The following is a 17,940-nucleotide window of genomic DNA, read 5'->3' on the forward strand; positions in this document are numbered from 1 at the left end:
ACCTCCGCCTCCGCCTCCGAAGCCGCCTCCGCCGCCCCAGCCACCGCCGCTGGCAAAACCACCGCTGGAGCCCCTGGCGAAGGAAAACACGAACGCCACCAGCGCAGCCAGGCCGCCACCGAACACCGACAACAGCAACCAACCGCCGGCACCGGCAACCAGCCCGGCGACCAGACCACGTATCGGCCGTGGCAGCTTGGCCAGCAACACGCGCATGAAGGTGGCGGCAACCACACCAATCATAATCGCGAACATGAAGATCGAATCCCCGCCGCCGCTGCCACCACCATCGCGGTTGCTGCTGACCGGCGCCGGCAGTTCCTCGCCATCGATGATCTTGACCAGCACCCCGCTGGCGGCGGTGATGCCGCCGGCGTAATCGTTCTGGCGGAAATGCGGTACTAGGTACTCCTGGATCACCCGGTTGGCGATGGCATCGGGGATGGCACCTTCCAGGCCGTAGCCGGGCTCGATCCGCACCCGCCGGTCATCCTTGGCCACCAGCAGCAGCACGCCGTCATCCACGCCCTTGCGGCCGATCGCCCACTGGTCGAAGACCCGCGTGCTGTACTGGGCGATGTCCTCCGGCTGGGTGGTCGGCACGATCAGCACCTGCAGCTGCGCGCCCTTGCGCTGCTGCAGGGCCAGCGCCTGTTGCTCCAGCGCCTGCTTCTGCGCCGCATCCAGGGTGCCGGTGGTATCGACCACCGGCGAATCCAGCGGCGGAATCGGCGCCAGTTGTTGGGCCTGCAACGCGCCCGCCCAGCCCAGGCCGAGCAGGCATAGCAACAGGCCCAAGCGCTGCAGCATCGCGCTCATCGCGCGCGGCTCACTGTGCCGGTGCGGGCTGCGGCGGCGTCTGCTGCGGCGCGGCCGGCTGGGTACCAAAGCTCACGGTCGGGGGCTGTGCGATCTGCGCCTCGTTGTCGACGGTGAAGTTGGGCTTGGCCGCGTAGCCGAACATCTTGGCGGTGATCACCTGCGGGAACGAGCGGATGTAGGTGTTGTAGTCCTGCACCAGCTGGATGTAGCGGCCGCGGGCCACGGTGATGCGGTTCTCGGTGCCTTCCAGCTGCGCCTGCAGGTCACGGAAGTTCTGGTCCGACTTCAGCGTCGGGTAGTTCTCGCTGACCACCAGCAGCCGCGACAGCGCGCTGCCCAGCTCGCCCTGGGCCTGCTGGAACTGCTTGAGCGAATCGGCATCGTCGGCGTTGACCTGGATCTGCCCGACCTTGGCGCGGGCGTTGGTGACCTCGGTCAGCACCTGCCGTTCCTGCTGGGCGTAGCCCTGCACGGTATTGACCAGGTTGGGAATCAGATCGGCGCGGCGCTTGTACTGGTTGACCACCTCCGACCAGCCGGCCTTGACCGCCTCGTCCTTCTGCTGGATGGCGTTGTAGCCACAGCCGGAAATGGATATCACCGCAATGACAAGCAACATCAGGCGAAGGTACTGGCGCATGGGTCGGACCCTGGATGGCGGGAATGCCGAGCATGCCACGTTGCCTGTTCAAGGTATGCAAAGACGCATCTAGCGTGAGCACCGGCCCGTTCGGATCGGGTCGTCGGCCAGAGCACCGCGTAGCCCGGGTAAGCGCAGCGCACCCGGGGCGGTCGGCGCGAGCCCGGAAGGACCACAAGATGCGCCCCCGGTGCGCTGCGCTTACCCGGGCTACAAAAGACAAAGGGCCGGCAGAGCCGGCCCTTCGGGTCCTTTCAGCAGCCGACAATGCCGGCCCGCTGCACGCTTACCAGTTGTCCGAACCCGGGATGTGGTGCGCCTTGGCGTTGCGGCGCATCAGCAGGTTCAGCCATTCCACCAGCACCGAGAAACCCATCGCGGCATAGATGTAAGGCTTGGGCACGTGCACGTCCAGGCCGTCCAGCACCAGCACCGCACCGACCAGCAGGATGAAGGCCAGCGCCAGCAACTTTACGGTCGGGTTGGCATCGATGAAGCGGCCCAGCGGGTTGGCCGCCAGCAGCATTACCGCCACCGACAGCAGCACCGCACAGACCATCACCGGCACGTGGTCGGCAATGCCGACGGCGGTGATCACCGAGTCCAGCGAAAACACGATGTCGATCACCGCGATCTGCGCGATCACCATGCCGAAGCTCGCGGTCGCCTTGGTGGTGGTCGGGTCGGCATCTTCGCCACCACTGACCAGCTCGCGGATTTCCTTGATGCCCTTGTAGAGCAGGAACAGGCCACCCACCACCAGCACCAGGTCACGGATGGAAATACCCATGCCGGCCACGGTGAACAGGTTGTTCTCCATGTGCGCCAGGTAGGCCAGCGAGATCAGCAGCATGATGCGGGTGATACAGGCCACCGCGATGCCGACCCGGCGCGCCAGCGGGCGCTTTTCTTCCGGCAGGCGGCCTACCGCGATGGAGATGAAGACCAGGTTGTCGATACCGAGCACGATTTCCAGTGCGCTGAGCATGAACAGGGTGACCCAGACGTTCGGGTCGGCAAGAAACTCAAAAGACATGCGATCAATCCTTCAATAAAACCATTACGTCAGCGCCACCCGGCAGCTGACTTGTCAAAAAACGCGCGGCAGCATAATCAGGCCCCAGCACAGCAGCACATTCATCATCAGCACGAACACCGCCGCCGAGCCCATGTCCTTGGCGCGTCCGGCCAGCACGTGGTATTCCGGGCCATAGCGCTCGATCACCGCCTCGATGGCCGAATTGGCCAACTCCATGGCGATCACCAGCAGCATCGAGCCGATCAGCAGTATCTGTTCCACCGGATTCTGGCCCAGCCACAGCGCCAGCGGTGCCAACACGACAAACATGCAGACTTCCAGCCGGAACGAGGATTCATGCATCCACGCCGCACACAGGCCCTGCCAGGACCATTTGGCAGCCTTGAGGATCCGCGCCGGGCCGCGCGGCATATGCCCGATTTCGTCAGCCATGCGACACCTTGCCAGCTGCCCGATTACGGCCGAACGACAGCTTGGAGCCTGAAGAACCCCTCATGGAATGACACCGGTAGCGTGAGATTAGCCGCCAATTTTGCCACATCTGGCCTTTGCTTTCCGCCGCCCAGCTCTGGCCCAGCGCCTCAGCGATAGTGCAGGGTTGCCGTAGTCCCCTGCCCTTCACGGCTCTCCAGCTCAATCCGCCAACCGCAGCGTTCACACAGCCGGCGCACGATTGGCAGGCCCAGCCCCACCCCCTGCTGGCGGCCGCCGTCGGCCCGGTAGAAGGGTTCGAAAATCCGCGCCAGTGTCTCGTGGCTCATGCCAATGCCGGTATCGCGGACCACCACCTGCTCGGCCGTCACCCGCACTTCCACCTCACCGGCGTCGGTATACAGGCAGGCATTGCGCAGCAGGTTGGCCACCACCACATGCATCACCCGCGGCGGCGCCATCAGCATCGGATTGCCTTCGACCAGCACCCGCAGCTGCACCGACTTGCCCTGCAGCAGTTCCTCGACGTTGGCGGCTTCGTAGCGCACCACCTCGCCGACATCGAACAGCTCCGACTGCGGCTCCACATCCACTTCGCGCGCCAGCAATAGAAAGGCGTCGATCACCGCCTCCATGTCGCGCCCTGCCCGTTGGATCCGCTGCAGGCTGCGCTGCAGCCGCGGGGTCAGGCCGGAATCGGCCAGGGCCATGTCACTGGCCATGCGGATCACGGTCAGCGGAGTGCGCAGCTCGTGACTGGCGTCGCGGGTGAAATTGCGCTCACGGGCAACGTGATCGGTGACCTTGCCGGCCATCCGGTGCAGGGCCAGCGCCAGCTGCCGGGTCTCGCCCTGCACTTCGGGCGGCAGGCGCTCAGGCGCCAGCTCGGCAGCGTCGGGATGGCGCGGGTCCCATAGCGACACCTTCCGCGCCAGCCAACTTACCGGCGCCACCAGCCGCGAGGAAGCGCGGTAGGTCAGCCAGGACACCGCATGGATGGCCAGCAAGATCAGCAGGACGCCGAACCAGAACACCACCCGATGTGCCGGCGAACGCTGGAACACCAGGTACAGGCGTTCGTCTGCCTGCTGGTCGACCAGCACCAGTTCGTCGGAAGACCGCAGTTCGTGGAAACCAGGTGCCAACCCGCGCAGCGGCTCGGGCACCGTCGCCGGTGCCTGCCCGGCAGGCTGCAGATAGCCACGGATGTTGTGGGTATTGGGCGGGGCCAGGCCCGGCGACAGTGCGTGCTGCTGCCAGTAGTACTCCGCCTCCTTGTGCAGGAGCGCGTTGAGCAGGCCGTACTTGAGCACCAGCGCCATCAGATAGCCGCCCAGCAGCACGGCCAGACTCGCCAGCAGCGCCTGCACGATGAATGCCTTCCTGATCTTGCGCGGTAAACCGTACGGCATGCGCCCCCCTCGAAGCCCGCGTGATTATAGGGACTGAACCGGCGCTGCCGCAGTAATACCTGGCACAAAAAAACCGCCGCAACTCATGTTCTGCGGCGGTTTTCAGGTCCAGCCACCTCTTACGCGGCTGCCGATCAGCCCATTGACTGGCCGATGTCGGCAATCCGGTAGCCCGCGCTCTGCACGGTGTGCAGCAAGGGCCGGTCAAACGGCTTGTCGATGATCTTGCGCAGGTTGTACAGATGGCTGCGCAGGGTGTCCGAGTCCGGCAGGCCGTTGCCCCAGATCTCGCGCTCGATCTCCTGCCGGGTCACCACCCGCGGCGATTCGCGCATCAGGATGGTCAGCAGGCGCAGGCCGATCGGCGAGAGCTGCAGTTCGCTGCCGGCGCGGGTGGCGCGCATGCTTACCGGGTCCAGCACCAGATCGGCCACTTTCAGCACCTCGGCACCTACCTGGCGCCGCTCACGCCGGATCAGCGCGCGCAGCCGGGCTTCCAGCTCCTGGATCGCGAAGGGTTTGGTCAGGTAGTCATCGGCGCCGTAACCCAGGCCGGTGAGCTTGTCGTCCAGGGTGTCACGTGCGGTGAGCATCAGCACCGGGGTGGACTTGCGGGCTTCGTTGCGCAGGCGCCGGCACACTTCGATGCCGTCCAATCGCGGCAGCATCAGGTCCAGCACCACAACGTCGTAACTGTTCTCGGCGGCGAGCCGGTAGCCATCAAGGCCATCGGCTGCGTAGTCCACCTCGAACCCCTTGCCTTCCAGATATTCGCCAATCATCTCGGAGATATTGCGGTTGTCCTCGACGACCAGTACCAATCCGGACGATTCCTTTGTCTGTCGCATGGAGCCTCCTTAGTCTTCAGCTTTGTGAAAGATGCCGCACTGCTGGTGGATTCCGTGTGAAGACGCGCATCAGTCGCAAACTGGTTGCGCATGTAACTTATTGGCCAGACTGAAAGTTCTGCTTCGCCCAAGCCTATGCTAGCGGCCCGCACTGATGAAACTGGATATGGTCGCCCCGTCCTTTACCGCCTATCTGTACCCGGTACTGCTGCTGGTTGCCAGCAACGTGTTCATGACCGTGGCCTGGTATGGCCACCTGAAGTTCAAGACCGCGCCGCTGATGACAGTGATACTGATCAGTTGGGGCATCGCTTTCTTCGAGTATTGCCTGCAGGTGCCCGGCAACCGCATGGGCAGCGCGGTGTACTCGGCGCCGCAGCTCAAGGGCATGCAGGAAGTGATTACCCTGGTGGTGTTCGCAGTGTTTTCTGCCACCTATCTGGGGCAACCGCTGAAGTGGAACCACTGGGCGGCGTTCGCGCTGATCCTGCTGGCCGCTCTGCTGATGTTCAAGGAGTAAGGCCGGCGCGTCTTTGCATGAAGGATGTGGGAGCGGCGTCAGCCGCGAAGCTGGCGTCAATGCGGTCGCGGCTCTATCGGCGACCTGATCGATCATCGGCTTCGCGGCTGACGCCGCTCCTACAGTTCTGCTCCCTCCCGTTGGCGAAGCCAAGGGGAGGGTTGGGAGGGGTTGGCTCTCGCCCTCTGATGTCGCAGTAACTTCGCGGCTCACGCCGCCCCCACAAAAAAGCCGGGCACGGCCAACTTACTTGGCGGCTTCCACATACTTGGCGAACACCACGTCGATCTTGCCGGTATCCAGCGCTGCGCCGCCTTGAATTTCTTCAGCCTGCTGGAACAGCGGCATGATCATCGCCAAGCCATCAAGCTTGGTCTTCAGGTGCACGCCCGGCGCTTGGCCAAGGAAACCGTCCCAGCGTTGGCGCACCTGCGCCCAGAACGGTGCAGTGGCAGCCCAGTAGTCGCGTGCAGGCTTGAAGTTCACTTCCGTGGTCTTGATGTAATCGTTGAAACCGAACTCGCGTGCAATCTCCACCTGGCTGCCGTCGGCATTGCGCTGCACCTTGGTATTGAACTGCTCATGGGTCCAACCGTTCGGCGTGAGTGTGTGCTGGTTCACCACCGCCAGCGCGTTGTAATCGCTGCGGCGGGTATATTCGCGGCGCGGCAGCGGCCGCCAGCTCAGATCGCTGGTCCAGGTCGGTACGTTGTTGTTATAGCTCCAGCGGCCAGTGCCACAGTAACGTGGCGCATCGCTGACTTCGTAGACGCACTGCGTCCACGCGCCCTGGTTGAGCGCTGCCGGGATGGCGCGCACGGTCCAGGTCTGGTCAGCGCTGAACTCGAAACGCTGCGGCGCCTCGTAGACCCAGTCCTGGCGCCAATGCTTGGTGACGTGGCCGCTCTTGGTATCCACCAGCAGATGCTGCAGCACGATGCGGCGCGGCGTGTCTTCAACCACGATCACCACTTCATCACCGCCGCTGCGCATCGCCGCTGCACGCTCGTAGCCGGGCTTGAGCAGCACGGTCTCGTCGAAGGCGAAATCCACCGTGTACTCGCCTTGCATCTTCAGGATGCTGTCGTGATCACGGGCAATGTCGGCAGTGGCGGCGCTGGCGGCGGTGCTGACAAAAAACAGCAGCGGCAGGCTGGCGTGGAGCAGCTTCATGGGTGTTCCTTATGTCGATGAAAGGGATGGCCGTCCATGGCCAAGATGCGGTCCTTCGCCGGCTCCTGGAGGAACCGCTAACGTTGCTGCTTACCAGGACACCGAGACGCTGGCCGAAACCGTGCGGCCCGGGTTGCTGTAGCGATCGATCACGCTGCTGTTGGCCGCCAACGTGGAGGTGATGCTGGACCAATCGATGTAATTGCGATCAGCCAGGTTGAACACGCCGACATTGAACTTGGCGCCCGGCGCGAACTGCCAATGCGCCATCAGGTCCAGTACGCCATAGCCGGCCGGACGGTAGGCGGTGGCAGCGGCGACACGGTCCTTGCGCCGGGCAAAAGTACCGGCCAGCTCCACGCCCCAGTCGTCGCGGTCATACATCAGACCGACGGTGCCGCGCAGCGGATCCACCGAATCCAGCGGGACGTCCTCGGTACGGTTCTGGCCATGCGCCCAAGCCACCGCGCCACGCAGGCCCCAGCCCTGCAAGGCATCGCTGAGCTGGCCGAAATCAACACCGGCCTTCAACTCGGCGCCGTAGATGCGCGCATCGGCGATGTTCTGCGACTGGAACACCATCAGGCCCTGCGCGTTGACGCCCACATAGCGCTGCGATTCGATGAAGTCGCGGTAATCATTCCAATAGCCGCTGACACTCATGTAAGCCACCGGGCTGACGTAGCGCACGCCCAGTTCCAGGCCGTTGCTGGTTTCCGGCTTCAGGTCCGGGTTGGGAATGGCGGTGTAGCCGAACATCAGGTTGGTGAAGCCCAGATTGACGTCGTTGTACGGCGGCGAACGGAAGCCGTGCGCGTAACCGGCAAACAGCGACCATTGCTCATCGAAGCGCCACACCATGCCCAGCTTGGGCGAGACGCTGGTCTTGGTCAGCGAGGCCACCGCCATGTCCGGGTTGTCTTCGCTGAAGATGCTGTCCAGCTCGGGCTTGAGCCGGTAATGATCCACGCGCAGGCCTGGCACCAGCGACAGCCGGCCATCGGCCAGGCGCATTTCATCCTGCGCGTACAGGCCGAGCTCGGTGGTCTTGCTGATCGGGAAATCGCGCACCGGGAAATTGTCCGGCGAGATATTGGAACTGATGTTGCCATTGGCCAGCACCTGGTAGCCATCGCGCTTCTGGCGGATGTCTGTCAGTGCACCATCGAAGCCCCAGGTCAGCGCGTGTTCGACGCCGCCCGACTGCAGGCGCTTGTTGAACTGCAGCTGCGCACCGCTGACCCGCTGGTCGAAATGGAAGCCACGATGACGGCGGCTGCCGTTGCTGCGGCCTTCGTTGGTGATCTGGGTGGTTTCGCTGTTCTGGCTGTAGATCTGCCAGTTCAGGCTGTCGGCAAAGGCAGCGTCCAGCGCATCCATTTCATGGGCGAAGGACAGCCGCGTGCGGCTCTGCTTGTCATGCGCGGTCATGTCGGTGGTGGTACGCGAGGCCGCCACTGGATGGCCGGCATTGACCGCCGAATACACATCGGTATCGGTCGTGTCCTCGTTGCCTTCCACGGTCAAGCGGAAACGCTGGCTTTCATCCACGGCATAGACCAGCTTGGCCAGCACGCTGCGGCCATCGCGCTCCTGCGGATTGGGCGCGGTCCGGGTGTAGTCCTGCGTGCGCACATCACCCTTGTTGACGGTCTCCTGACCCTGGTGATGGTTGACGTTGACCATGCCGCTCCAGTGCTCACCGCCAAAGGCCGTGGTCACGCTGCCCAGCAGCCCTTTCCAGTCGCCGTCGTAGCCGAACTTCAGGCCAACATAGCTGTCCTTGCCGTCCTTCAGATAATCCGCAGGGTCCTTGGTGACGAAGGCCACCACACCGCCCAACGCATCGGAGCCATACAGGGAGCTGGCCGGGCCGCGCACGATCTCCACCCGCTTGAGCGTTTCCAGATCGGTGAAGTTGCGGCTGCTGTTGGCGAAGCTGCCGATGTTGAAACTTTTCGGCATGGCGATGCCGTCGGTCTGGATCAGCACGCGGTTGGCGTCCAGGCCGCGGATGCGGAAACCACCCAGACCAAAGCGGGTGGCGCTGCGGGTGACCGACACGCCCGGCTCGTAACGCACCAGGTCAGCGATATCGTTGGCCAACTGCTTGTCGAGCTGCTCGCGATCGATCACATCGACCGTGGCGGCGACATCGCCGAGCGCGCGCTCGGTGCGGGTAGCGGTGACCTGGACGCGATCAAACTCCTGCGCCACGGGAGCAGCCACGTTTTCAGCGTGCGCGGAAGACAGCACCGCCCACAGGGCAGCGCTCAAGACAGTTGGACGGATCATGGAAGCCTGGAATCATCAAGTGAACAAAGCCCCTGGCAGGCAGCCGGGCCGCGACTGCGACCCGGCTGTAGCCAAGGGGGGAGAGAGCTTTGCGATTCAGGCGGGCGTGGCGCGGTAACGCGCCGGCTGGCGGCGAATGCGGCCGGGAATGCGTGCTGCTGCTTACTTGGTAAGAATCAGCTTGTCGTTGCTGGTATGGCGCAGGCGATAGAATTTGTCGCCGTGCTGGATGACGATCTCGCGCTGCCCCTTGAGCAAGGCACCGCTATCGACAACGCTATCGGCCGGCAACAACTGGACCGGGCGCTGCGGCAGGTGGAGGGTACGCGGGCGTAGCAGAACGGGTTGAGCCGACATCATCGTGATTCCGTGCTGGGGACGGAGTTGATGATAATGATTCTCAACAACGATGCAAGAACTATTTGCATCCTCTGCTCGCCACACCGACTTCGCGGCTGACGCCGCTCCTACAAAACGCGGCAGCCCATCGGCCCCTGTACCTGTAGTGCCGAGCCATGCTCGGCAGGGGCCTTCACCAGCGCCCCTCCAGACTTGGCAAACCCGCAAAACCAAGGCCGCCAACTGCGTTGTAATCACAGGCATCGATGCGCGTTGATAGCGCCCTGGCTTCGCGGCTCACGCCGCTCCCACACAAAAAGCGCAGAAGCCCATCAGCCCTGTAGTGCCGAGCCATGCTCGGCAGGGGCTCTACCAGCACCCTTCAAGCACTGGTACAGCCTGCCGAAATCGCCCACATGTGTGCACTGACGCGACACCGGCTTCGCGGCTCACGCCACTCCTACAACCGGCTCAGGCGAAAATCGCCTCGATCTGCTGCCAGGCGCCCTCTTCCACCCGAGCCAGCACGTCGAGCGCGCGCAGGTTCTCTTCCAACTGCGACACCCGGCTTGCGCCCAGGATCACGCTGGATACCTGCGGGTTGCGCAGGCACCAGGCAATGGCCAGCTGCGCCGGCGATTCGCCCAACTCGGCCGCCAGCGCGGTGAAACGACGCACCTTGCCCAGCCGATCATCCGCCGGTTCGCCCAGCACCGAGGCCTGCAGCCAGCCCAGCGAGGACTGGCCAAGACGCGAATCTTCAGCGATGCCGTCGTTGTACTTGCCGGTCAACAGACCCGAGGCCAGCGGCGACCAGATGGTGGTGCCCAGGCCTGCGTCGGCATACAGCGGCGCGTACTCGCGCTCCACCCGGCTGCGGTGCAACAGGTTGTATTGCGGCTGCTCCATGCTCGGCGCGTACAGGTGGTTGGCACGGGCAAAGGCCACCGCCTCGGCAATCTGCGCGCCCGACCACTCCGAGGTGCCCCAGTACAGGACCTTGCCCTGACGGACCAGGGTATCCATGGCCAGCACGGTTTCGCTGATCGGCGTCTCCGCGTCCGGGCGATGGCAGTAGTACAGATCCAGATAGTCCACCCGCAGGCGCTTGAGCGCGGCGTGGCAGGCATCGGTGACATGCTTGCGCGACAGCCCGCGCTGGGTCGGCGCCGGCTCCTCGGCCGAGCCGAAGAACACCTTGGACGACACGCAATAGCCGTCGCGCGGCAGGCGCAGGTCGGCAATCACGTCGCCCATCACCTCTTCGGCGCGGCCCTTGGCATAGCCCTCGGCGTTGTCGAAGAAGTTGACCCCGTTGTCCCAGGCCGCCGCAATCAGGTTGCGCGATTCGTCCCGCCCGATCTGGCTGCCAAAGGTCACCCAGGCACCAAACGACAAGGCGGACAGCTGCAGGCCGGACGACCCGAGACGACGGTATTGCATGGCTGGCTCCAACATAGGACCCTGCGCGCCATTCGCGCAGATTGGCGGCCAGTGTAACCCTGACTGCGCATCGGGCCGCCCCACGGACCTTGCCGATACCGGCGCATTCGCCGTAATTGCAGGCTCATGCCATGTATATTCTTGCCCGGCATCAGCCGCTGCTCTAGGCTTGCGTCTTTTGCGGGTACGCCCGGGGATTACTCATGTTCGAAGGTTTGGGCAGAATCGGCTTCGGCCTGTTCGGCCTGGCGGTGCTTTTGGGCATCACCTGGCTGTTCTCCAATAACAAGAAAGCCGTTGACTGGAAGCTGGTTGCCACGGGTATCACCCTGCAGATCGCTTTTGCCGCGCTGGTGCTGCTGGTACCGGGCGGTCGTGACGTGTTCGACTGGCTGGGCAAGGGTTTCGTCAAGATCCTGAGCTTCGTCAATGAAGGTTCCAACTTCATTTTCGGCAGCTTGATGGACATTCCCAAGTACGGCTTCATCTTCGCCTTCCAGGTGCTGCCGACCATCATCTTCTTCTCGGCGCTGATGGGCGTGATGTACCACCTGGGCGTTATGCAGGCCATCGTGCGGGTCATGGCGGCCGCCATCACCAAGGTGATGCGCGTGTCCGGTGCGGAAACCACCAGCGTCTGCGCCAGCGTCTTCATCGGCCAGACCGAGGCGCCGCTGACCGTGCGCCCGTACATCTCCAAGATGACCCAGTCCGAACTGATCACCATGATGATCGGCGGCATGGCGCATATCGCCGGCGGCGTGCTGGCTGCCTACGTCGGCATGCTCGGCGGCGGTGACCCGGCCGCGCAGGCCTTCTACGCCAAGCATCTGCTGGCCGCTTCGATCATGGCCGCACCGGCCACGCTGGTGGTCGCCAAGCTGCTGGTGCCGGAAACCGGCACGCCGCTGACCCGCGGCACGGTCAAGATGGAAGTTGAAAAGACCTCCTCCAACATCATCGACGCAGCCGCTGCCGGCGCCGGTGACGGCCTGCGTCTTGCGCTGAACATCGGCGCCATGCTGCTGGCCTTCATCGCCCTGATCGCCCTGCTCAATGCGCCGCTGACCTGGATCGGTGACATCACCGGCCTGGCTGCCGCCATCGGCAAGCCGACCAACCTGGCCACCATCTTCGGTTACGTGCTGGCACCGATCGCCTGGGTGATCGGCACGCCGTGGGCTGACGCCACCACCGTCGGTTCGCTGATTGGCCAGAAGGTCGTGATCAACGAATTTGTCGCCTACATGGATCTGTCGGAGATCATCAAGGGCAATGTGCCTGGCGTCAGCCTGAGTGAAGAAGGCCGCCTGATCGCCACTTACGCCCTGTGCGGTTTCGCCAACTTCAGCTCCATCGCCATCCAGATCGGCGGCATCGGCGGGCTCGCCCCGGACCGTCGCCAGGACCTGGCAAAGTTCGGCCTGCGGGCAGTCCTGGGCGGCACCATTGCCACCTTGATGACCGCCACCATCGCCGGCGTACTGACCCATTTCAGTTGATCCACGCTGTAGAACCACTCCTGTTGATTCAATTCGGCAGCACCATCGCCGCTACTGCTTCATCGCCACCTTAGAGACGTAGATTCCATGAGTTCTGTTGTCGTTGCTGGTTCCTTCAATGTCGATCACGTCTGGCGCTGCGACGCCCTGCCCGCACCGGGAGCGACCATTGCTGGCCGTTACAGCACCGGCCCCGGCGGCAAGGGCTTCAACCAGGCCGTTGCCGCGCAGCGCGCCGGTGCGCAGACCAGTTTTGTCTGCGCGCTGGGTGCTGATGCCGGTGGCGACCTCGCCCGTCAGCTGGCTGCTGCCGACGGCATCGCGCTGGTGGCCGAAGCCAGCGACGAACCCACCGGCACCGCCGGCATCTACGTCGATGGCCGTGGCCGCAATTCGATCGTGATCGGCGCCGGTGCCAATGCCTCGCTGAGCACCGATTTCGTCACCGCCAACGCTGCGCTGATCAGCGGCGCCAAGGTGCTGCTGGCACAGCTGGAGTCGCCGGTGGAAACCATCGAAGCTACGTTGGCGCAGGCCCGCGAGGCCGGCGTGCTGACCATGCTCAACGCCGCCCCGGCCAATGCCCCGTCCACCATCAGCCTGCTCAAGCTGGCCGATGTGCTGACCCCGAACGAAACCGAGTTTGCCGCCCTGCTGGGCCGCCATGTCGGCGAGCGCATCGAGGCCGACGACGTGGCAACGCTGGATGGCGCCAGCCTGCATGCGCTGTGCCGCAAGCTGTCCGGCAACACCGTGGTGGTGACCCTGGGTGCGGTCGGCGTGTTTGTCTCGCACGATGAAGACAAGCTGCGCAGCGACAGCCAGCCCTACTACCGGGTGGCCGCCGAATCGGTGCAGGTGGTGGACACCACCGGCGCCGGCGATGCCTTCAACGGCGCCCTGGCCGCCTCGCTGGCACAGGCGCCGGAGGCTTCGTTCATCAAGCACGTTCGCTTCGCCAACCAGTACGCCGCCCGCTCCACCGAGAGCGAAGGCGCCGCCCTGTCGATGCCGAAAATGACCCCGGCCGACGCCTGAGGTGTGCTCCCTCCCTTGCGCAGCAAGGGAGGTTGGGGATGAGTAGGCCTACGGCCTTTCAAGTACTCCCGGCTTCACGGCTTTGCTCCCTCCCTTGCGAAGCAGGGGAGGGTTGGGGTGGGGTAGGCTCTACAGCCTTTCAAGCACTCCCAGCTTCGCGGCTGACGCCGCTCCTACAGCCTGGGTTGCAGCCAGCGCCGTACAATACCGCCCATGCAGATCGGCCCCTACACCATTGCACCCAATGTGGTGCTCGCGCCCATGGCCGGCGTCACCGACAAGCCCTTCCGTCAGCTGTGCAAACGGCTGGGCGCGGGCTTGGCCGCCTCGGAAATGACCATCAGCGACCCGCGCTTCTGGAATACCCGCAAATCGCTCCACCGCATGGACCATGCCGGCGAGCCGGCACCGATCAGTGTGCAGATTGCCGGGACCGAGCCGCAGCAGCTGGCCGAGGCCGCGCGCTACAACGTGGACAACGGCGCGCAGATCATCGACATCAATATGGGTTGCCCGGCCAAGAAGGTGTGCAACGCCTGGGCTGGCTCGGCCTTGATGCGCGACGAAGCCTTGGTGGCGCGCATCCTTGAAGCAGTGGTCAACGCCGTTGATGTGCCGGTCACGCTGAAGATCCGCACCGGCTGGTGCGCCGATGTGCGCAATGCGCCGACCATCGCCCGCATCGCCGAGGACAGTGGCATCGCCGCGCTGGCCATCCATGGCCGCACCCGCGACCAGCACTACACCGGTGTAGCCGAATACGAGACCATCGCCGCGATCAAGGCGATCCTGAAGATTCCGGTGTTGGCCAATGGCGATGTGGATTCACCACGCAAGGCCGAACAGGTCCTCAAGCTCACCGGCGCCGACGCGGTGATGGTGGGCCGTGCCGCACAGGGCCGGCCGTGGATCTTCCGCGAAATCGCCCACTACCTGGCCACCGGCGAGGAGCTGCCGCCGCCCTCGGTGGAGGAAGTGCGCGACATTCTGCTCGGCCACCTCAACGACCTGCACGCCTTCTACGGCGAACCGCAGGGCGTGCGCATCGCTCGCAAGCACCTGGGCTGGTATGCCAAGGACCGGCCCGAGAACGCCGCCTTCCGCGTGGTGGTCAATGCAGCGGAAAGCGCAGACGCGCAGATACGCCTGACCCGCGACTATTTCGATGCACTGATAGCGGGTGAAACCGCAGGCATGCAGCAAACGGCCTGACGCCACCTATAGAGCCGAGCCATGCTCGGCTGGGGCGTTACCGGCGACGTCTGGACTGTGCATGAAGCCTCTGCCGAGCATGGCTCGGCACTACGCAGCCCCGCCTCTGTAGAGCCGAGCCATGCTCGGCTGGGGACTTACCGGCAACATTTGGATTTATGCATAAAGCCTCTGCCGAGCATGGCTCGGCACTACGCAATCTAAGCTTCTGTAGAGCCGAGCCATGCTCGGCTGGGGACTTACCGGCAACATTTGGATTTATGCATAAAGCCTCTGCCGAGCATGGCTCGGCACTACAAAAAGGGCTCACCGGCGTTAGCCGGTGAGCCCATTCGACTGCCATTGGCGCGCGGGGAGAGAACCGCGCCGGCGTGGATCAGCCGAAAACCTTGAAGCGGGCTTCATCTTCCATGAAGGTCTTTTCGCCCGGGGCCGCTTCGTTGGAGCCGAACGGCATCTGCGCACGCAGCTGCCAGTTGCCGCTCACGCCCCAGTGCTTGCGCACCATTTCGTCGACCAGCGGGTTGTAGTGCTGCAGGCTGGCGCCTACGCCGGCGTCCGCCAACGCGGTCCACACCGCGAACTGGGCCATGCCGTTGGACTGCTCGGCCCACACCGGGAAATTGTCGGCATACAGGGCGAACTGCTCCTGCAGGCCCTTCACCACGTCGGTGTCAACGAAGTACAGCACCGTGCCAGCGCCGGCAGCAAAGCTGTTGAGCTTGGCCTCGGTGGCGGCAAAGCCCTCGGCCGGTACGATCTTGCGCAGTTCTTCCTTGGTCAGCTCCCAGAACTTCTGGCTGTGGTCGCCAAACAGGATCAGCGCGCGCGAGGACTGGGCGTTGAAGGCCGACGGCGCTTCACGCATGGCGTGCTTGATCAGCTGGGTGGTGTCTTCCTGGCTGATCGGCAGCTGCTTGCCCAGCGCGTACTGGGATCGGCGTTTCTTGTACAGGGAGATGACTTGGCTGTTCATGGGCGTTTCCTGAAGAGAAAGCTGACCGGCAACAGCGCCGGCCTTTGCTTGATGGCGCCCATTGTATTTGCCACCAAATTTAGAACAATTACTTATATTTCAATAAATCGTTTCAATTTCGGAACAAATGTGCACCAAGCCGCGACCTGCCAGGACAAGCCCGATGCAGAGTCGCGCCAAACCCTTATTCCAAAGTCGTCACTTTCCATAAGCAATCGCGATCAGCAGCGGCTGCCCGCAAACCCGCGCCGCAGCGACATTGCCTGCGGCACCGCAATACTGGGTTCCGTTACGCATGCGCCGCAGTAACACCGGCTGGCGATACTTGTGCGATCACTGAACGACACCGTTTTATGACCCTCAACGACTTCCCCTACCTGCATGGCTTCTCCGCAACCGAACAGACCCGGCTGCGCAAACAGGCGCGCCTGTTTGAGCCGGCGATCTTCCACGACATCGATTTCCGCAATGCCCGCCATATCCTTGAAGTAGGCAGCGGCGTCGGCGCGCAGACCGAAATCCTGCTGCGTCGCTTCCCCGACCTGCGGGTCACCGGCATCGATCTGAACGAACGTCAGCTCGCCGCCGCCAACGCCCATCTGGCGGAAATGCCGTGGCTGCGTGAGCGCGTCGAGTTCCAGCGCGCCAATGCCACCGATCTGCCGTTCGAGCCGCGCAGCTTCGATGGCGCCTTCCTGTGCTGGGTGCTGGAGCACGTGCCCTCGCCTGCCCGCGCCCTGGCCGAAGTGCGGCGGGTGTTGAGTCCCGGTTCGCCGGTATTCGTCACCGAGGTGATGAATGCATCCTTCCTGCTGGATCCCTACTCGCCCAACCTGTGGCGTTACTGGATGGCCTTCAATGATTTCCAGATCGACAGCGGTGGCGATCCGTTTGTCGGCGCGAAGCTCGGCAACCTGCTGCTGGCCGGCGGCTTCCGTGATGTGCAGACCCAGACCAAGACCGTGCACCTGGACAACCGCGAGCCGGCGCGACGCAAGGTGATGTTCGCGCTATGGGAAGAACTGCTGCTGTCGGCGGCCGAGCAGCTGCTGGAGGCCGGCAAGGTTGACCAGGCCACGGTCGAGGGCATGCGCAGCGAATTCACCCAGGTGCAGAACGACCCCAACGCGGTGTTCTTCTATTCCTTCGTACAGGCCCGCGCCACGGTCTACTGAGTGCTGGCGGCACCGGTGCTCGCCGGTGCCCGCCAGATGCGTTGCCACATCTGCGCCAAGCGTTGCTTGAGCACATCGCGATTGCCGGCCTGCCGATACGCAGGCTGCACTTGCCGTGGCGGCATCGCCTGCCACTGGCCATCGCGTTCGGTGGCGACGGCGAAGTTGAAGTTGTAATCCGGCTCCAGCCCCATGCGCAGATCGCTGAGCACCAGCTCGCCATCCACTACCTGCGCGCGCATGAAGCCGTGGTTGAACCAGTCCAGGCGCTGTACCGCTGGCACCTCGCCGGCCTGGCGCAAGGCCTGCACGTTCGACGGATAGCCCTGGAACTGCATCGGTCCGTGATCGGCCCATAGCGAACGATCACCGACCACATAGCCCTGCGGGGTCATCGCCACCACCCGCCACAGCAAGGTATTGAACGGCATCGGCACCGAGAAGCGTGGCGCATCGGCCAACCCCATATGTGCCAACGACTGTGCAGCAACGCGATCGACTTGCGCCTTGGCAATCAATGACCAGCCCAGATAACCCGTGCTCAACACCAATCCCGCCACCAGCGCGCGTTGCGCCAATGGCCGGGCGCGGGCGAACCAGGCGATCACGCAGGCGAGCAGCAGCCAGATCGTATATAGCGGATCGATGATGAAGACGCTGGACCACATCGTCGGTGGCGGCGTCAGCGGCCACCACAACTGCGTGCCGTAAACGGTGAAGGCATCCAGCAGCGGATGCGTCACCAAGGCCAGCACCATCGCCCACCACCAGCGCCCGGGCGCCTGCGCAACCCGGCCATGGCCGAAGCGCTTGTACAGCCACCAGATCAGCGTGCCCAGCAAGGGCAGCACGAACAGCGAATGGCTGAAACTGCGATGCACCGTCATCAGGCTCACCGGGTTGTCGGTGAAAGCCATGATCAGCAGCCCGTCCAGATCCGGCAGGGTCGCCAGCGCTGCACCGGCAAGCAAGGCCGCACGGCGATGGGCGGCGGGGGTGATGGCGGCGGCAATGGCGCCACCGAGAACAATCTGGCTGAGGGAATCCATGCGCCGATGCTAGCAGCCGCCGCTG

Annotated in this window: 18 protein-coding genes; 6 read left to right on the plus strand and 12 right to left on the minus strand. The window is 64.0% G+C overall.

All coding sequences use genetic code 11. The features are described 5' to 3' along the window. The 6 genes from ABB27_RS18440 to ABB27_RS18465 all read right to left on the minus strand — a co-directional run. Positions 1–819 (minus strand): TPM domain-containing protein (locus ABB27_RS18440; RefSeq protein ID WP_083491386.1); only part of this gene is annotated, 819 nt, incomplete at its 3' end. Between the two features lie 10 nt (positions 820–829). Further along, positions 830–1,462 (minus strand): LemA family protein, encoded by a 633-nt coding sequence (locus ABB27_RS18445; protein WP_057630712.1) that lies wholly within the window; start codon positions 1,460–1,462, stop codon positions 830–832. A 286-nt stretch (positions 1,463–1,748) separates the two neighbouring features. Next, the gene (locus ABB27_RS18450) at positions 1,749–2,498 is read right to left on the minus strand and encodes a TerC family protein (RefSeq protein ID WP_057630714.1); all 750 of its coding nucleotides are present in this window, start codon (positions 2,496–2,498) and stop codon (positions 1,749–1,751) included. A 54-nt stretch (positions 2,499–2,552) separates the two neighbouring features. Continuing rightward, positions 2,553–2,933: a diacylglycerol kinase gene (locus ABB27_RS18455; protein ID WP_057630716.1), complete on the minus strand. Its 381-nt coding sequence runs from the start codon at positions 2,931–2,933 to the stop codon at positions 2,553–2,555. A gap of 149 nt (positions 2,934–3,082) precedes the next feature. Beyond that, on the minus strand, positions 3,083–4,345 hold the full coding sequence (locus ABB27_RS18460) for a sensor histidine kinase (RefSeq protein WP_057630718.1): 1,263 nt from the start codon (positions 4,343–4,345) through the stop codon (positions 3,083–3,085). Between the two features lie 134 nt (positions 4,346–4,479). After that, the gene (locus ABB27_RS18465) at positions 4,480–5,193 is read right to left on the minus strand and encodes a response regulator transcription factor (RefSeq protein ID WP_057630720.1); all 714 of its coding nucleotides are present in this window, start codon (positions 5,191–5,193) and stop codon (positions 4,480–4,482) included. Positions 5,194–5,359: 166 nt separating this feature from the next. Here ABB27_RS18465 and ABB27_RS18470 point away from each other — a divergent pair, with 166 nt between their 5' ends. Continuing rightward, a complete protein-coding gene (locus ABB27_RS18470) occupies positions 5,360–5,713 on the plus strand; it encodes a DMT family protein (protein ID WP_057630755.1) in 354 nt (117 codons plus the stop codon). Between the two features lie 246 nt (positions 5,714–5,959). Here ABB27_RS18470 and ABB27_RS18475 read toward each other — a convergent pair whose 3' ends face one another. From ABB27_RS18475 to ABB27_RS18490, 4 genes are all read right to left on the minus strand, one after another. Next, positions 5,960–6,886 carry a DUF6607 family protein gene (locus ABB27_RS18475; protein ID WP_057630722.1) on the minus strand — a complete coding sequence of 309 codons (927 nt, stop codon included), beginning with the start codon at positions 6,884–6,886 and terminating at the stop codon, positions 5,960–5,962. 90 nt (positions 6,887–6,976) lie between these two features. Next, positions 6,977–9,181, minus strand: coding sequence for a TonB-dependent hemoglobin/transferrin/lactoferrin family receptor (locus ABB27_RS18480; RefSeq protein ID WP_057630724.1), 2,205 nt, complete (start codon positions 9,179–9,181; stop codon positions 6,977–6,979). A 162-nt stretch (positions 9,182–9,343) separates the two neighbouring features. After that, positions 9,344–9,538 (minus strand): hemin uptake protein HemP, encoded by a 195-nt coding sequence (gene hemP, locus ABB27_RS18485; RefSeq protein ID WP_057630757.1) that lies wholly within the window; start codon positions 9,536–9,538, stop codon positions 9,344–9,346. A gap of 453 nt (positions 9,539–9,991) precedes the next feature. Beyond that, entirely contained in the window at positions 9,992–10,963 is a 972-nt protein-coding gene (locus ABB27_RS18490; protein ID WP_057630759.1) for a potassium channel beta subunit family protein, read from the minus strand. 203 nt (positions 10,964–11,166) lie between these two features. Here ABB27_RS18490 and ABB27_RS18495 point away from each other — a divergent pair, with 203 nt between their 5' ends. From ABB27_RS18495 to dusB, 3 genes are all read left to right on the plus strand, one after another. Further along, the gene (locus ABB27_RS18495) at positions 11,167–12,465 is read left to right on the plus strand and encodes a NupC/NupG family nucleoside CNT transporter (RefSeq protein WP_057630726.1); all 1,299 of its coding nucleotides are present in this window, start codon (positions 11,167–11,169) and stop codon (positions 12,463–12,465) included. Positions 12,466–12,552: 87 nt separating this feature from the next. After that, complete coding sequence (locus ABB27_RS18500) at positions 12,553–13,503, plus strand: ribokinase (RefSeq protein ID WP_057630728.1); 951 nt, start codon at positions 12,553–12,555, stop codon at positions 13,501–13,503. 213 nt (positions 13,504–13,716) lie between these two features. Then, complete coding sequence (gene dusB / locus ABB27_RS18505; RefSeq protein ID WP_057630730.1) at positions 13,717–14,715, plus strand: tRNA dihydrouridine synthase DusB; 999 nt, start codon at positions 13,717–13,719, stop codon at positions 14,713–14,715. A 376-nt stretch (positions 14,716–15,091) separates the two neighbouring features. Here the strand turns inward: dusB and ABB27_RS18510 are convergent, their stop codons facing one another. Continuing rightward, positions 15,092–15,691, minus strand: coding sequence for a nitroreductase family protein (locus ABB27_RS18510; protein WP_057630732.1), 600 nt, complete (start codon positions 15,689–15,691; stop codon positions 15,092–15,094). Here ABB27_RS18510 and ABB27_RS19860 point away from each other — a divergent pair. Next, positions 15,680–16,000, plus strand: a complete 321-nt coding sequence (locus ABB27_RS19860) for a hypothetical protein (protein ID WP_152984687.1) — start codon at positions 15,680–15,682, stop codon at positions 15,998–16,000. The two genes, ABB27_RS18510 and ABB27_RS19860, sit on opposite strands and share 12 nt — an antisense overlap. Positions 16,001–16,044: 44 nt before the next feature. Beyond that, positions 16,045–16,866, plus strand: a complete 822-nt coding sequence (locus ABB27_RS18515) for a methyltransferase domain-containing protein (protein WP_057630735.1) — start codon at positions 16,045–16,047, stop codon at positions 16,864–16,866. Here the strand turns inward: ABB27_RS18515 and ABB27_RS18520 are convergent. Continuing rightward, positions 16,860–17,915 (minus strand): metal-dependent hydrolase, encoded by a 1,056-nt coding sequence (locus ABB27_RS18520; protein WP_057630736.1) that lies wholly within the window; start codon positions 17,913–17,915, stop codon positions 16,860–16,862. The two genes, ABB27_RS18515 and ABB27_RS18520, sit on opposite strands and share 7 nt — an antisense overlap. Positions 17,916–17,940: the final 25 nt, after the last annotated feature.

Source organism: Stenotrophomonas terrae (assembly GCF_001431465.1).
Taxonomy (GTDB): domain Bacteria; phylum Pseudomonadota; class Gammaproteobacteria; order Xanthomonadales; family Xanthomonadaceae; genus Stenotrophomonas; species Stenotrophomonas terrae.

What these genes read in the sequence shown, in the direction of transcription:
- ABB27_RS18455 (WP_057630716.1), bottom strand. Translation starts at nt 2,933, where the DNA reads ATGGCTGACGAAATCGGGCATATGCCGCGCGGCCCGGCGCGGATCCTC.
- dusB (WP_057630730.1), top strand. Translation starts at nt 13,717, where the DNA reads ATGCAGATCGGCCCCTACACCATTGCACCCAATGTGGTGCTCGCGCCC.
- ABB27_RS18515 (WP_057630735.1), top strand. Translation starts at nt 16,045, where the DNA reads ATGACCCTCAACGACTTCCCCTACCTGCATGGCTTCTCCGCAACCGAA.
- ABB27_RS18510 (WP_057630732.1), bottom strand. Translation starts at nt 15,691, where the DNA reads ATGAACAGCCAAGTCATCTCCCTGTACAAGAAACGCCGATCCCAGTAC.
- ABB27_RS18490 (WP_057630759.1), bottom strand. Translation starts at nt 10,963, where the DNA reads ATGCAATACCGTCGTCTCGGGTCGTCCGGCCTGCAGCTGTCCGCCTTG.
- ABB27_RS18465 (WP_057630720.1), bottom strand. Translation starts at nt 5,193, where the DNA reads ATGCGACAGACAAAGGAATCGTCCGGATTGGTACTGGTCGTCGAGGAC.
- ABB27_RS18460 (WP_057630718.1), bottom strand. Translation starts at nt 4,345, where the DNA reads ATGCCGTACGGTTTACCGCGCAAGATCAGGAAGGCATTCATCGTGCAG.
- ABB27_RS18470 (WP_057630755.1), top strand. Translation starts at nt 5,360, where the DNA reads ATGGTCGCCCCGTCCTTTACCGCCTATCTGTACCCGGTACTGCTGCTG.
- ABB27_RS18495 (WP_057630726.1), top strand. Translation starts at nt 11,167, where the DNA reads ATGTTCGAAGGTTTGGGCAGAATCGGCTTCGGCCTGTTCGGCCTGGCG.
- ABB27_RS18480 (WP_057630724.1), bottom strand. Translation starts at nt 9,181, where the DNA reads ATGATCCGTCCAACTGTCTTGAGCGCTGCCCTGTGGGCGGTGCTGTCT.
- ABB27_RS18500 (WP_057630728.1), top strand. Translation starts at nt 12,553, where the DNA reads ATGAGTTCTGTTGTCGTTGCTGGTTCCTTCAATGTCGATCACGTCTGG.
- ABB27_RS18445 (WP_057630712.1), bottom strand. Translation starts at nt 1,462, where the DNA reads ATGCGCCAGTACCTTCGCCTGATGTTGCTTGTCATTGCGGTGATATCC.
- ABB27_RS18475 (WP_057630722.1), bottom strand. Translation starts at nt 6,886, where the DNA reads ATGAAGCTGCTCCACGCCAGCCTGCCGCTGCTGTTTTTTGTCAGCACC.
- ABB27_RS18520 (WP_057630736.1), bottom strand. Translation starts at nt 17,915, where the DNA reads ATGGATTCCCTCAGCCAGATTGTTCTCGGTGGCGCCATTGCCGCCGCC.
- hemP (WP_057630757.1), bottom strand. Translation starts at nt 9,538, where the DNA reads ATGTCGGCTCAACCCGTTCTGCTACGCCCGCGTACCCTCCACCTGCCG.
- ABB27_RS18450 (WP_057630714.1), bottom strand. Translation starts at nt 2,498, where the DNA reads ATGTCTTTTGAGTTTCTTGCCGACCCGAACGTCTGGGTCACCCTGTTC.